The 12,500-nt window shown below is 56.7% G+C and carries 10 protein-coding genes, 1 tRNA gene, 2 rRNA genes and 4 pseudogenes (1 of these 17 running past the window's edge); 10 read left to right on the forward strand and 7 right to left on the reverse strand.

Annotated elements, in window-relative coordinates:
- Nucleotides 1-113 precede the first annotated feature (113 nt).
- The 3 genes and pseudogenes from ACV4UZ_RS09370 to ACV4UZ_RS09380 form a co-directional block, all read left to right on the forward strand.
- Complete coding sequence (locus ACV4UZ_RS09370; protein WP_085372166.1) at nucleotides 114-578, forward strand: DUF1465 family protein; 465 nt, start codon at nucleotides 114-116, stop codon at nucleotides 576-578.
- Between the two features lie 127 nt (nucleotides 579-705).
- Nucleotides 706-1,464 carry an EAL domain-containing protein gene (locus tag ACV4UZ_RS09375; protein ID WP_083763424.1) on the forward strand — a complete coding sequence of 253 codons (759 nt, stop codon included), beginning with the start codon at nucleotides 706-708 and terminating at the stop codon, nucleotides 1,462-1,464.
- Between the two features lie 215 nt (nucleotides 1,465-1,679).
- Nucleotides 1,680-2,053: pseudogene (locus ACV4UZ_RS09380) on the forward strand (transposase); the annotation flags it as partial.
- A 286-nt stretch (nucleotides 2,054-2,339) separates the two neighbouring features.
- Here the strand turns inward: ACV4UZ_RS09380 and ACV4UZ_RS09385 are convergent.
- Entirely contained in the window at nucleotides 2,340-2,861 is a 522-nt protein-coding gene (locus ACV4UZ_RS09385) for a sensor histidine kinase (protein WP_491600620.1), read from the reverse strand.
- Nucleotides 2,862-3,012: 151 nt separating this feature from the next.
- On the opposite strand from ACV4UZ_RS09385, the gene ACV4UZ_RS09390 reads away from it, so the two are divergent.
- A complete protein-coding gene (locus tag ACV4UZ_RS09390) occupies nucleotides 3,013-4,257 on the forward strand; it encodes an ISL3 family transposase (protein ID WP_491599533.1) in 1,245 nt (414 codons plus the stop codon).
- On the opposite strand, the gene ACV4UZ_RS09395 is transcribed toward ACV4UZ_RS09390, so the two are convergent.
- Nucleotides 4,244-5,248: a sensor histidine kinase gene (locus ACV4UZ_RS09395; protein WP_491600621.1), complete on the reverse strand. Its 1,005-nt coding sequence runs from the start codon at nucleotides 5,246-5,248 to the stop codon at nucleotides 4,244-4,246. The genes ACV4UZ_RS09390 and ACV4UZ_RS09395 overlap by 14 nt on opposite strands.
- Nucleotides 5,249-6,247: 999 nt before the next feature.
- On the opposite strand from ACV4UZ_RS09395, the gene ACV4UZ_RS09400 reads away from it, so the two are divergent.
- The 3 genes and pseudogenes from ACV4UZ_RS09400 to ACV4UZ_RS09410 all read left to right on the forward strand — a co-directional run.
- On the forward strand, nucleotides 6,248-6,460 hold the full coding sequence (locus tag ACV4UZ_RS09400; RefSeq protein ID WP_231848971.1) for a hypothetical protein: 213 nt from the start codon (nucleotides 6,248-6,250) through the stop codon (nucleotides 6,458-6,460).
- Nucleotides 6,461-6,610: 150 nt separating this feature from the next.
- Nucleotides 6,611-7,225 carry a LuxR C-terminal-related transcriptional regulator gene (locus ACV4UZ_RS09405; RefSeq protein ID WP_008620711.1) on the forward strand — a complete coding sequence of 205 codons (615 nt, stop codon included), beginning with the start codon at nucleotides 6,611-6,613 and terminating at the stop codon, nucleotides 7,223-7,225.
- Nucleotides 7,226-7,394: 169 nt separating this feature from the next.
- A pseudogene (locus ACV4UZ_RS09410) lies at nucleotides 7,395-7,511 on the forward strand (transposase); the annotation flags it as partial.
- A gap of 235 nt (nucleotides 7,512-7,746) precedes the next feature.
- Here the strand turns inward: ACV4UZ_RS09410 and ACV4UZ_RS09415 are convergent.
- Nucleotides 7,747-8,763 carry an IS110 family RNA-guided transposase gene (locus tag ACV4UZ_RS09415; protein WP_491600622.1) on the reverse strand — a complete coding sequence of 339 codons (1,017 nt, stop codon included), beginning with the start codon at nucleotides 8,761-8,763 and terminating at the stop codon, nucleotides 7,747-7,749.
- Nucleotides 8,764-8,836: 73 nt separating this feature from the next.
- Here ACV4UZ_RS09415 and ACV4UZ_RS09420 point away from each other — a divergent pair.
- The 3 genes and pseudogenes from ACV4UZ_RS09420 to ACV4UZ_RS09430 form a co-directional block, all read left to right on the forward strand.
- Nucleotides 8,837-9,123, forward strand: a pseudogene (locus ACV4UZ_RS09420) (transposase); the annotation flags it as partial.
- Nucleotides 9,121-9,300: pseudogene (locus tag ACV4UZ_RS09425) on the forward strand (transposase); the annotation flags it as partial. The pseudogenes ACV4UZ_RS09420 and ACV4UZ_RS09425, both read left to right, overlap by 3 nt.
- Nucleotides 9,301-9,327: 27 nt before the next feature.
- Nucleotides 9,328-10,041, forward strand: a complete 714-nt coding sequence (locus ACV4UZ_RS09430) for a sensor histidine kinase (protein WP_491600623.1) — start codon at nucleotides 9,328-9,330, stop codon at nucleotides 10,039-10,041.
- Here the strand turns inward: ACV4UZ_RS09430 and ACV4UZ_RS09435 are convergent, their stop codons facing one another.
- The 4 genes from ACV4UZ_RS09435 to ACV4UZ_RS09450 form a co-directional block, all read right to left on the reverse strand.
- Nucleotides 10,042-10,998: a tyrosine-type recombinase/integrase gene (locus ACV4UZ_RS09435; protein WP_491600624.1), complete on the reverse strand. Its 957-nt coding sequence runs from the start codon at nucleotides 10,996-10,998 to the stop codon at nucleotides 10,042-10,044.
- Nucleotides 10,999-11,187: 189 nt separating this feature from the next.
- Nucleotides 11,188-11,264: transfer RNA gene (locus ACV4UZ_RS09440), tRNA-Met, on the reverse strand.
- Between the two features lie 100 nt (nucleotides 11,265-11,364).
- Nucleotides 11,365-11,479 (reverse strand): 5S ribosomal RNA (rrf, locus tag ACV4UZ_RS09445).
- Between the two features lie 87 nt (nucleotides 11,480-11,566).
- Nucleotides 11,567-12,500 (reverse strand): 23S ribosomal RNA (locus ACV4UZ_RS09450); it runs 1,808 nt beyond the window's last position.

Below are 12,500 nucleotides of genomic sequence, written 5' to 3' on the forward strand. Positions count from 1 at the left end.
CTGGCTGGGCTGAAGTATGACATTTGGTTTTGATTGGCATATGATGGCGGAACTTCGCATGTTAGCATTTTAAGAAACATTCGCCCGTCTTGGTGGTGGCATGAGGTGCGAGAATGCAAACAACTGCATATTTTCGCGGCCCTATTGAAGAAACCATGGCTCTGCTGGTTGAAGCTCGGACCTTCATGATGGAAACCGAATGGTGGGACCGGCAAAAAGTCGATGGCGTTAAAGGGCTTCGGATAACCAATGAAACTTTTCGGTTAACAAGCCGTCTGACTCAAGTTATGTCGTGGCTGATGTTCCAGCGTGCAGTTCATAACGGTGAGATTTCCGCAGAATATGCGATGGAAAACCAATTTAGGCTATCTGGGCATGATGTGTGCTTGGACACATCGCATTGTAATGATTCTGTGATTTCTGATGAATTACGATCACTATTGAATCGTTCACACAAACTTTTTCTGCGGATCGAGCGGCTGGAAACAAGTTTTGCTCGCACAGCAACGCGTCATTCCCCATCATCTAACAACGAGGAATTAGACGCTAATTTCGGGCACGCTGAAACTGAACATTGACCCGCTGCCATCCTCAAAAGTCACTCAGAGTTTCTTGGTGACGGTTCAAAATGCGGCAGAAAATTAGCAAAGCGACAGCAAATCTCGCATCATCCACGCTGCCGCGAACGAACGGTCCAAGGAAGCCATGAGCCATTCAAAATCTGGTTGCCACTCGTGCCTGGAGGGAAAGGGTTTTGCTATTCCTTTCACCATGGCGTTTCAGCCAATTGTGGATTTGCATGAGCGACGCATATCGACCTACGAAGCACTGGTGAGAGGTCCAGAGGGCCAACCTGCTATGAGCGTTCTTTCTCAAGTGACTGCCGACAACCGCTACGCATTCGATCAGGCGTGCCGGGTCAAGGCCATCGACCTTGCAGCCAGCTTGGGCTTGGACCGGCGTCTGAGCATCAATTTCCTACCCAATGCCGTTTATGATCCCAAGGCATGTATACGTGCCACCTTGGCTGCTGCGGACCGAGTCAACTTTCCCCTCGATCTCATTACCTTTGAGATTACTGAGGACGAAAGGATCACAGATACCCCTCATCTGCTTGGCATCATCGAGGAATACCGCCGCCATGGATTCAGGGTGGCACTTGATGATTTTGGGGCGGGCTATGCCGGTCTTAATGTGCTGGCAGAGATGATTGTTGATGTCGTGAAATTGGACATCGCCCTGGTCCGCAATATCGACCATGATCAACGACGCCGTACAATTGCCCTGGGAATGATAAAGGTATGTCAGGAGCTTGGCGTTGATGTTGTCGCCGAGGGAGTGGAGCGGACTCAAGAATTAAAAGTTCTTCGTGATGCCGGCGTGCGTTATGTACAAGGATTTTTATTTTCGCGACCCGCTGTTAACTCCATTGCTTTAGACTCGAGCATTAACTTTTCGCCTTAAATAGTAATTATATATAATAACAATATTATTACATGGACTCATCCTGAGCATGCCTATAATGGCTTATCTGGGCTGATACGCAAATTCAGGGGTATCCTCATTATCAGCTTTGGAAATTCATCCGGCTATTTCCAAAGCCCGATAGACGGATTGCCCCCCCGTGAATGGCTCCATGTTGAATGTAATAATTCAACTGACCATGAAGGGGACATTCCATGCCGAAGAAGAGACATACCGCCGAAGAGATCATCGGCAAGCTGCGTGAAGCGGACGTGCTTCTGGCGCAAGGCCGGAAGGTGGCCGACGTCGCCAAGGCGCTGTCGGTGACGGAAGTGACGTACTACCGCTGGCACCAGGAATACGGAGGGATGAAGGTCTCTCAGGCCAAGCGGCTCAAGGAGCTTGAGCGCGAGAACGATCGGCTGCGCAAGGCGGTGGCTGACCTGACCATCGACAAGCTGATTTTGAAGGAGGCCGCCTGGGGAAACTTCTGAGCCCCGCCCGTCGCCGGTGTTGCATCATGGCGGTGTGCGAGCGGTTGGCGGTGTCGGAGCGCCGGGCTTGCCTGGTGTTGGGACAGCCCCGCTCGCCGATAATGCCCAAGACTGGCCAGCACTGATTGAACTGGCCGACGCCCGCATGTATCAGGCCAAGATGTCGGGCAAGGCTCGAGGAATCATGAGCGCAGATGAGGTGATCGTTCCTAACATAACGCCACACACTGCCCCGCAGTCTTCGGCAGACCGTTGAAACGTCTGAGATAGGTCAGCCTGAGCTGGGCGGCCGGTACGCTGCAGCCGACCGCTCTACCCAGACACCCGTCGTTCACGGCGAAGAGCCCCCATGTGCTACAACCGGTCGTCCTTGGGAAGCGATCAGGATTGGTCCGCACCATCCTTGAGCGTGAAGAAGAACGTCGTGCCTTCGCCCAGCTCAGACTCTAGCCAAATCTCGCCGCCGAAACGGTGGACAATTCGCCGACAAAGTGTCAGGCCGATGCCAGTGCCATCCTTGTAGGACATAGGGTCAAGACGCTGAAATATCTCGAAGATCTTGCCGTGATATTGCGACTCAATACCAATGCCGTTATCGGATACAGCAAAGCGCCAGTCGTTGCTGGGCATACGTTCCGCACTCACCGAAAGCACCGGCCTGCGGTCTGGCGCACTATACTTGATGGCGTTACTGAGTAGGTTCTGAAACAAACTGACGAGATGGGTCTGATCGGCGATAACCGTCGGCAGATCACCGACTGTGACCTCTGCTCCGGATGCATGCAGGTCCAGTTCAAGATTTTTGCCTCTTCGACGTTGGAAGTGGAATTGCGCCGGTTCCGGCGTGAGCGCCCTGCCTACCTGTAGCTGAATATCCCCTTGTTCGATTAATCCGCTGACCATCCCCTCGTCCCGACCTGCCGTCTGGCAGGCCATCGAGCGGAGCGGTGGTCAGGGATGGCCGCAGGCCACCGCGTCAGCGGCGTGGGACGCGTCCTTGACCGGCGTGAGCACGATGGCACTCTGCGGTGGTCTGGGAGGAGAGGAGATCGACGTGGACGCCAATACGATCATGGCTTTGGGGCTGGGCGTTTCCCCGCCGTGGAAACTGGTCGAGCAGCGACTGGACACGACGGTTCATCCGCACGTGCTGCACCTGGAGATTGCGGTCGATCGCGGCACCATGTTTGCCTGTCCCCAGTGTGGCCGAGCCTGCAAGGCGCACGACTTCGCGGAGTTCACCTGGCGGCACCTCAACTTCTTCCAGCACCATTGCCACATCACCGCCAAGGTGCCGCGCACCGACTGTCCGGAGCATGGTGTGCTTCGGATCGGCGTGCCGTGGGCGAGAGAAGGCAGTCAGTTCACTCTGCTGTTCGAGCAGGTGGCGCTGGTTCTGGTCCGCGAGATGCCGGTGCTGGCGGCGGCTCGCATCATCGAGGTCACTGACAACCGTCTATGGCGGATCGTTCATCATTATGTCCGCAAGGCGGTGGAGCGCCTCGACCTGTCCAAGCTCGCCGCCGTCGGCCTTGATGAAACCGCCGCCAAGCGCGGCCATACCTATGTCACCGTGTTCATCGATCTCGACCGCAAGGACAAGCCGGTGGTCTTCGTCACCCCCGGCCGGGGCAAGGAGACCGTCACCCGGTTCAAGGCGTTCATGATGGACCATGGCGGCCAGCCGGGCCGCGTCGTCGAGGTGGTCTGCGACATGAGCCCCGCCTTCATCGCCGCCATCGGGGAAACCTTCCCCAACGCCGCCGTCACCGTGGACTGGTTCCATGTGGTCCAGTTGTTCACCAAGGCCCTCGACGAGGTCCGACGCGCCGAAGCCAGGAGCAACAAGCTGCCCAAGGCGCTGCGCTGGGCCATCCTGAAGAAGGCCGACGGCAAGATGACCGAGGCACAGGCAGAGGCTCTGGCCGAACTGGAAGCCTCCGACCTGTTGACCGCCATCGCATGGCGGCTCAAGGAGAAACTCCGCTGGGTGCGCAAGGCCGACACCGTCCAGGCTGCCCGCTGGCGGATCACCAACTTTCTGCGCCATGCACTCGAGGTGATCGGCGACAACACCATCCTCGATCCCGTCCGCAAGGCGTTGGGAACCGTCGAGCACCACCGCCAACGCATCCTCGAACGCTGGACATCAACCCACAGCAACGCCCGACTGGAGGGCTTCAACGGCCTCTTCCAGGCGGCACGCGCTCGCGCCAGGGGCTACCGCAATACCACAACCTTCGCGACCATGATCTACCTGATCGCCGCCCCACTCGGGGATCTCTTCAAATCCATTTGAGGCGTCGAAGAACCAGATTTTTCAAAGCCCGTGCTATGGCATCCCCAGCAGGTATCGGCCTTAAAAGCTCCAATTGTTGCGATGTTCGGGAAAATGCCAAAAGATCGTGAATCAAATTGGTCATGTGCTTCCCGCCTTCAGCAATAAAGCGAAGGAAATCGTCAGCATCTGAGTCAATTTTCCCACTATATCGATGCTCAAGCAGCTGGGCGTATCGAACCATATTACTTAGTGGAGTCTGTAGATCGTGTGATGCAACATAGGCAAATTGCTCAAGGTCAGCGTTTGACTGCTCCAATATTATGTTTTTATCATTTAGTGCATTTTGAACCTGATTTTTTTCGTCGATCAATCGTTCGTTAACCATCAAGATAAACGAAATGATCCAGCCGATGACAAAGATGATCTGCTCGAACACTACCGATGCGTTGATCGCCGTCAGCGAATAGATGTCCTTAACCCTGTCGCTGGGATTAGACAGAGCCGCGCTGACAAGGAATGAAATCGACAGGAAGAGCAAGAATGCTGACGCAGCCAGATACGAAGTCATCCGGGTCTTACGAAATTCTGAGATGGTCACAGTGAAGGCCCATAGGGATGTCACAGAGTAGGCCAGTAGATAGCATAAGAGTCGCATCTTAAAATTGTCATCAATAAAAAAATAATAAGCGTATTCAGAGCCGTAAATGGCCATGCCACCCAGTAGCAAGCGCCAGTCAGCCCTTCTTCCTGTGAACTGTAGAAGACCAAAAAGAACCAGCGCATATCCACAAAATATGGCCACATTCCCTGCAACAAATGAAAGCCATCCGGGCAGTACCTCTCGCAATGCTATAGCCCCGAAGCCGAAGGCGAAAAATGAATTAGACAGGGCAACAGCCAGGACGCCGTTGATGGCCCTGTTGTTGATGAATAGGAACCACGCAAAGGCGCTCGCCAAAACTGACGCTCCACCAAGAACGAAGAACAAGGTGGATATGTCGAGTTTCACCCGTCACCCCCCCCGCATACAGAAACGAGAGATAGAAAATTGATTTCGTCATGAGACGACCTATTGGGGGACACGCGATAAATCACGCAGCCCCTACCGGACCCAGACCGCCACCACACCAGCGATAGCGGCAGCCACTGCCAGCCATGCAAACCAAGGCTTGGGGCGGCGACGAACTGGCGGCGGCGCAGATAGTCCAACGTACCCCATAACGCCCCCACATCCAAAGCAGATGACCGACCGGGTGGCTGTCGAAGGCTACACGGTCGGCCTCGCGAGGGACCGAATTGGCGAAACCGCCCCCTATGGAGATTGTGGTGTTTCTTTTGGCCTCGTCAATAGATCAATTCGGGCTAACAACCTGTAGATGTGGACGGCGGTCCTGCCAAATGGCCGGGTTGGGTCAGCCTGAGCCGGTCAGCCGGTACGCTGCGGCCGACCGCTCTACCCCAGACACCCGTCGTTCGGTGAGAACGCTTGCGGCGGCCCTTGAGTGTAAACCTGAGCTGGTCGGCCCCGGCGCGGCAGGCGACCGCTGTGCCCCGGCAACCGCCAGTCAGCGGGAACGCCCGCTATGCCGGGTCAGTGTCGCTATCGGACCCAGACTGCTACCACCCCCGCAATAGCAGCCATCACAGCCAGCCACGCAAACCATGGCTTGGAGCGGCGGCGAATTGGCGGAGGCGCAGATAGACCAAAGTGACGCATGAGTGTTCCAAAATGCAGATGGCCGACCGGGTGGCTGTCGAAGGCGGCCCGGTCGGCCTCGCGGGGGGCCGAATTGGCGAAACTGCTCCCCTGAAGGAATTTTGCTCTATCTCCAAGCGCAGTCAAGCAATTGATACCGGCAGACAAGACGCGCGGTGAGCCCGTTGGCAGCCGCGCAGCAAGTGACCGCTATGCCCCCAGGTTGGGCTGATCCCATAATCTTGGTTTCAATCTGTCACTTGATCAGACCGTCGTCAGTATGCAATGAAACGCTCCCAAGGGGAGTGGATCATGAAAGCTGTTGCCCTCGGCGATCTTTATCAGAGTAACGGTCGGAGCCGGACGGTTTGGTCGGTGGACAGCATCATCGACGTCCCGAAGTCGGGAACCATGGTGCGGCTGGCGAAGATCGATGGTTATGGCTCGGTAACCGTCCATCTGTCTCAACTGGGAGTCGGCAGCGGCTTCACCAAGATCGATGAGGTTCTCATCCAGACCCGTTGACACGCCAAATGATGGAACTGCGTGTTTATAGTGTGTGCCCGAATTTCAAGTGGATCTGCATTATCGGGTGCATTCCAGACAGAATCGAAGCACACTTTGGGCGTGGATCTCATATAGCCAACGGCGTGAAAAGTGGGCTTGGCATTTCCGATGAAGATCCTTATTGCCGATGATCACCAGTTGTTTCGCGAGGGTCTGCGTCACATCCTCACCCTGTACGTGGAAGCTTCGCAAATTGTGGAAGCGAGCAGTTTCGCAGAAGTCATTGAGGCGGGAGAGCGTGAATCGGGCATCGACTTGGCTCTGCTCGATCTGACAATGTCCGGTGGGCCTTGGCCTGAATGTCTAAGGAAATTGCGTCATTTGCTTCCGTCGCCAGCGCACATCGTAATCGTTTCTGACGTCGCTGACCGGTCCGCCGTCAATCTTGCTATCGACCTCGGAGCGTCGGGTTTCATCACTAAAGCATCATCCAGCCAAGTTTTTCTGGCGGCGCTAAACTTGGTTGTGGCTGGCGGCATTTACCTTCCTGCGGAGTTTGCCGATCCCGGTAATCAGCTGGTTACTGCCACAGTCGAGGTGCCGAATATTACTCACCTCACTTCGAGGCAGCGTGAGATTCTCAGCCAATTAAAGACTGGAAAGTCGAACCGGGAAATAGCTACAGATCTTGGTCTGGCTGAGGGCACTGTGAAGCTTCATGTAACGAGCATACTAAAAGCTTTGTCCGTTCGATCTAGGACACAAGCCGCTTTGCTTGCTTAAAAATTGCCGTAATCTGTTCGCAGATGACTGCGGATTGCCCGGAGTTGACGGCGCAGCCCGTGTGAAGTGCTGTCTCGCCTAATGACCCAATTGGGTCATGGACCCTGACCTGTTCCCAGAAAATGTATCCGGTCTGAGGTAGAGTTCGTCGACGACAGGAGACGGACTTATGAAGCGCAGTCGTTTCACGGAAGAGCAGATCATCGGCATCCTCAAGGAGCAGGAGGCCGGTGCGAAGATGGTTGATGTGTGCCGCAAGCACGGGATCTCGGACGCCACTTTCTACATCTATGGACGTCTCTCCTGTCGCAAGGATTTCTTCGAGCCGTTCTGACCGCATCCCAGGTTGCGAACATCTATCCGGCGTCACCGGATGTCGGTGCGCCCAAATGGGAATTCCGCGTGGTGAGCCTCAACAAGTGGTCGGCCTCATGGGGCCGTTATAAAAGCCAGGTTCCTCACACACCGGATTTGCCGGTCGGTCACATTTCTTGGATCTCCATGCAACCCTCATCCCAGCCTCAGGTCGCGGGCTGGAATTCCTCATGGCGCCGAAGCATCGCCCATATGATCCGGGCGTTCTTGTTGGCGACGGCGACAATTGCGCGGTTCGCCCCGCGACGCTCTCGCAGCGCGTTGATCCATTGGCTGAACGGATCACTCCGTTTCGCAGCCACCCGCACCACGGCTCTCGCGCCATGAACGAGCAGGGTTCGCAGGTGCTGGTCGCCGCGCTTGCTGATCCCCATCAGAATCTGTCGGCTGCCGCTGGAATGCTGTCGTGGGACAAGTCCCATCCAAGCGGAAAGGTGTCTGCCGTTCTTGAACTCCTTGCCATCACCGACGGCCGCGATCACGGCGGTGGCCGTCTTGGGGCCGACGCCACAGATACGGGCGATCCGTTGGCAAGCCGCATTCGCCCGGAAAATCTCCCCGATACGGCTGTCGAACGCCTTGATCCGCTGGTCAATCTGGCCAAGGAATTCGAGGAGTTCAGTGATGGTTTCCCGGGCCAAGGCGGTCAGTCCGTTGTTCGGATCGGAGATGATCTCGGGGATGGCGCGCCGGGCCCGAGTGATCGAGGCCCCGATGGGGAAGCCGCGGTCCAGCAGGAGGCCACGCATCTGGCTGACCAAGGCTGTCCGGTGGTTCACCAAGCGGCTGCGAGCTCGGTGGAGGGCCTGGATATCCTGCTGCTCCTCGCTCTTGGTCGGCACGAACTTCATGTTGGGCTGCCGCATGGCGGTGCAGATCGCCTCGGCATCGTTCCTGTCGTTCTTCTGATGTTTGACGAACGGCTTGACGTATTGCGGCGCGATGATTCGAACGGTGTGGCCGAGCTTTTCAAACTGGCGCTGCCAGAAGAAGGCCCCGGTACACGCCTCGATCCCGATGATGCACGGAGGAAACTTGGCCAGTTCCGGCAGTAACTGATCCCGCCGCAGGCGCTTGCCGAGCACCTGACGCCCCTCGGCATCCGCCCCGTGCAGTTGGAACACGCTCTTCGCCAGGTCGATACCCATGTATGTGATCGTCATGATCTCCTCCAACATCTGATGCGCCCCTTTGCAAGCGTTGCCGCTTGGGGGGAGAGACGTCCATCCCATTAAATGGAAGGCGAAGTACGGCGGCATGGAGGTGTCGGAGGCCAAGCGGCTGAAGGCGCTGGAGGATGAAAACGCCCGGCTGAAGAAGCTGCAGGCCGAAGCGATGCTCGACAACGCCGTTTTGAAAGAGATTTCCTCAAAAAAATGGTGACGCCCGCCGTCAGGCGTAGCGTCGTCGCTCATGTCCGGGAGTTATTCGGGCTGAGTGAGCGTCGGGCGTGTTGCATCGTGGGGATTTCCCGGCGGGTGGTCCGTTATCGGTCCTGCCGCCCCGACGACGGAGCGATCCGCTGCACCGAGGTCGTCGGAATCTTCCCCAACGAAGCCGCCATCACCCGCCTGATCGGCGCCATCCTGCTGGAGCAGAACGACGAATGGGCCGTCCAACGCTCCCGCTACATGACCCTGGAATCCGTCACCCAACTGAGCGATGATCCTCTCGTCTGCCTGCCCATCGCGGCGGAATGACGGTCCCGGCCATGCCTGCCGGAGATCATGAAGGCCAAGGCGCTGTTACACCAACTCCTGGGACACGATCCTTATGTCGCCAGCCATGACCTCCGAGAACCGCTGCGGATGGTCAGCAGCTATCTCAGTCTGCTGGAGCGGCGCTATTCGGATCAGCTCGATGAGGCTGCGCGGGAATTTATTGGGTTCGCTCGCGATGGGGCCAAGCGGTTAGACCGTCTGGTGCTTGATCTGCTGGAATTATCGCGTGTTAATAGATGTGGCGAAGCTATTACCGCCATGCCAATCATGCCTGCGGTGCAATTGGCACTAACTAATCTGGGGATGGCGATCAAAGACAGCGGGGCGACGATCACTGTCGATGACGCGATCCGATCATCCTGGGTGATGGGAGATCCCACTCAGGTCATGAGGCTGTTCCAGAACCTGATCGGCAACGCGCTCAAATACCGAAAGCCTGACGTAACACCGATTATCCGGATTGACGGTCGACACCTGGACCGTCATTGGGAGTTCAGTGTGGGCGACAACGGCATTGGCATTGCGCCGGAGTATTTTGAGCGCATCTTTGGCATTTTCCAGCGTCTGCACGCACGTGAAGAATACGACGGTACCGGGATCGGCCTTGCGATCAGCAAGAAGATCATTGAGCGACATTCCGGAAGCATTTGGCTGGCGTCGATGCCTGACGACGGAACGACCTTCTACTTTACGCTGCCGGAAGGTTCAGTCCCAACCTGATCAACTGGTCCACAGACGAGAAATGGCACAACGGGGCCCCTCCTCCCGCAATCGACTTGCGGCCTCATGCCGGAGATCGTGGAAGTGGAGATCGTCAAGCCCGGCCCTCTTCCGAGCCCGCACGAAGGCCCGATAGAGGGCATCGGCAGTCAGCGGAAAAACCCTGCCGTCGATTGACCGTGGAAGGGTGCGAAGAACCTGTACACCGGCGGGACTGAGGGCAACATCACGAGACACGCCGGTCTTGGTGATGGCGGCAGGCAACCGAACCATTCCGGCATTGAGATCCACATGCTCCCACCGCATCTGGACGATCTCGTTGCGCCGCATGGCGCCGTCGAGGGCAAATTCCACGGCAGGACGAATCCAGGGATTGACGGCATCAGCACAAGCGCCAATAAGAGCCTCGGCTTCATTCCTGACAGTGCCGTCATCATGCTCGATAACATTGAGGCGGCGATCACGACCTTCTGGCAACGGAGGGAGGATAAGCTTCAGGACCGGATTGGGCAGGGCTTCAATCTCGAGCAGATTCTCAAGCCGATTATAGAGATTGGAAATGACACCGACATGAAGGCGGATGGTCTTCGGCCCTACCGTTGCCTTCTTCTCCGTCACCCATGCCTGGAAATCCCGGACCTTCAAACTGGCAAGCGTCCGCTTGGCCAAAGGATGCTTGAGCCAAGCCTTGATCACGTAGCCTTCCTGATGGCCGGCCTTCTCCACCGTCACTTCGTCCCGATAGACCTCGAGGGCGTCGCCCAGGGTGGTGCGCTCGGCCAAACTGCGATCGGTGAAGACGTGACGGGCCATCTCGGACTCCGTAACCGCGGCCCACTTTTGAGCCTCGACCTTGGTCCGAAATGTCTTGAACATATCCGGGAAGCCCTTGCGGCGGACCCTGGCCTGCCAGCTGACCTTGCCGTTCGTTCCAACGCGCTTGATAAAATCCGCCATGACAAAATCTCCGTGCCAAAAGGATGGCATCGGAGGCCGCAAGAAGTCGATAGGACCAAATTGGAACGGATCATGAAAACTGCAAAGCCGTTCTCAATGGAGCAAATTTGGAGCAGAGCGTGATATTTGCCCTATTCGAATGCCCAAAGAAAAAGCCTGCAATCCGTTGGGATTGCAGGCTTTTTGGACTGGTTGCGGGGGCAGGATTTGAACCTGCGACCTTCAGGTTATGAGCCTGACGAGCTACCGGGCTGCTCCACCCCGCGGGAAAGTTTAGGCCGTGAACCGGCCATACAGAAAAGCGTACACCGGCCTTTTTGGGGCCGGTGTTTTGTCATCGTGTTAGGTTATTCGTTTCCTTTGAAGACCAGGCAGCGTCCTACTCTCCCGTGCCTTAAGACACAGTACCATCGGCGCAGAGGGGTTTCACGTCCGAGTTCGGGATGGGATCGGGTGGGGGGCCCTCGCTATGACCACCTGGTCGTCGAAGGAAACGAAGTATTCTGATCTGGATTAGTACCTGTGCACGTATCAAGTATTTCAGTGTCGGGCTTGCCGCTACGCATGGGCGATCAAGCCGATCGAGCGATTAGTACAGCTTAGCTTCACGTGTTGCCACGCTTCCACATGCTGCCTATCAACGTGGTGGTCTTCCACGGCTCTGATAGGGAAACCTGGTTTTGAGGGGAGCTTCCCGCTTAGATGCATTCAGCGGTTATCTCGTCCGCACATGGCTACCCGGCGATGCCGCTGGCGCGACAACCGGTACACTAGAGGTGCGTCCATCCCGGTCCTCTCGTACTAGGGACAGGTCCTCTCAAGTTTCCAACACCCATGGTAGATAGGGACCGAACTGTCTCACGACGTTCTAAACCCAGCTCACGTACCACTTTAATCGGCGAACAGCCGAACCCTTGGGACCTGCTCCAGCCCCAGGATGTGATGAGCCGACATCGAGGTGCCAAACCTCCCCGTCGATGTGGACTCTTGGGGGAGATCAGCCTGTTATCCCCGGCGTACCTTTTATCCGTTGAGCGATGGCCCTTCCACGCGGGACCACCGGATCACTATGACCGACTTTCGTCTCTGCTCGACTTGTTTGTCTCGCAGTCAGGCGGGCTTATGCCATTGCACTCGACAGCTGATTTCCGACCAGCCTGAGCCCACCATCGCGCGCCTCCGTTACTCTTTGGGAGGCGACCGCCCCAGTCAAACTACCCGCCATGCAGGGTCCCGGCCCCGGGTTCACGGGGCGCGGTTAGATACCAGGAAGCAGAAGGGTGGTATTTCAAGGTTGCCTCCACACCGGCTGGCGCCAATGCTTCATAGGCTCCCACCTATCCTACACATCCACATCCTAGTACCACTGCAAAGCTGTAGTAAAGGTGCACGGGGTCTTTCCGTCTAGCCACGGGTACTCCGCATCTTCACGGAGAATTCAATTTCGCTGAGTCGATGTTGGAGACAGCGGGGAAGTCGTTACGCCATTCGTGCAGGTCGGA

The organism is Paramagnetospirillum sp. (assembly GCF_058402745.1).

Bases quoted from the DNA above. Each gene is read 5' to 3' on its own strand.
- ACV4UZ_RS09370 (WP_085372166.1), top strand. From the start codon at position 114: ATGCAAACAACTGCATATTTTCGCGGCCCTATTGAAGAAACCATGGCT.
- ACV4UZ_RS09375 (WP_083763424.1), top strand. From the start codon at position 706: ATGAGCCATTCAAAATCTGGTTGCCACTCGTGCCTGGAGGGAAAGGGT.
- ACV4UZ_RS09385 (WP_491600620.1), bottom strand. From the start codon at position 2,861: ATGGTCAGCGGATTAATCGAACAAGGGGATATTCAGCTACAGGTAGGC.
- ACV4UZ_RS09400 (WP_231848971.1), top strand. From the start codon at position 6,248: ATGAAAGCTGTTGCCCTCGGCGATCTTTATCAGAGTAACGGTCGGAGC.
- ACV4UZ_RS09405 (WP_008620711.1), top strand. From the start codon at position 6,611: ATGAAGATCCTTATTGCCGATGATCACCAGTTGTTTCGCGAGGGTCTG.
- ACV4UZ_RS09415 (WP_491600622.1), bottom strand. From the start codon at position 8,763: ATGACGATCACATACATGGGTATCGACCTGGCGAAGAGCGTGTTCCAA.
- ACV4UZ_RS09430 (WP_491600623.1), top strand. From the start codon at position 9,328: ATGAAGGCCAAGGCGCTGTTACACCAACTCCTGGGACACGATCCTTAT.
- ACV4UZ_RS09435 (WP_491600624.1), bottom strand. From the start codon at position 10,998: ATGGCGGATTTTATCAAGCGCGTTGGAACGAACGGCAAGGTCAGCTGG.